1 pseudogene is annotated in these 701 nt (G+C 55.8%); it reads left to right on the forward strand.

Features of this window, described 5'->3' with window-relative positions:
• A pseudogene (locus ACTHSL_RS12855) lies at nt 1–701 on the forward strand (hypothetical protein); the annotation flags it as partial.

The following is a 701-nucleotide window of genomic DNA, read 5'->3' on the forward strand; positions in this document are numbered from 1 at the left end:
GGTGACTTTGGGTAACGTGGCTGACGGTACTGTTGCTGCGGGCAGCAAAGAAGCCGTCAACGGCAGCCAGCTGCATGATTTGAAAGAAAAAGGCTTCAAGATTGCGGCTGATAACGGTACACCTGACACCGTTAAACTGACCGAAACGGTTAAATATGCCGGTGACAGCAACATAGTTACCACAGTAAAAGACAACGAGATTGGCTTTAAGTTGGCTAACAGCATCACCGTAGGCCCCGCTACCGGCGGCAATCCAGTGACAGTTGACGGCAATGCCGGTACCGTAACCGGACTGACCAACAAAACCTGGAATCCGAGCAACATCACCAGCGGACGCGGTGCGACCGAAGATCAGCTGAAAGCGGCAGTGGCCACCACCCCGTTGGCAGTGTCTAACGGCAAAGTCACCCCGCCAGCTGCAGCTGACGCAGGTAAACTGGCGACAGCCGGCGACATTGCCAACGCCATCAACAACAGCGGCTTCCAAGCCACAGCCGGCGGCAGACTGGCCAGAGGTACGACTGCCACTGCCACTACCGTTAAACCGGGCCAAAAAGTCACCTTTGCCGCAGGTAACGGTTTGACCGTCAAACAGGAAGTGAACACTACCAGCGGCGACCAGACCTACACCTACACATTAGATGCCCAAACCGTGGTGCAGAATGCCCAGACACCGGTGGTATACACCAAAGGCAACGGCG

Origin of the sequence: Neisseria sp. P0008.S010 (genome assembly GCF_051962715.1) — a bacterium.
GTDB classification, from domain to species: Bacteria; Pseudomonadota; Gammaproteobacteria; order Burkholderiales; family Neisseriaceae; genus Neisseria; species Neisseria elongata.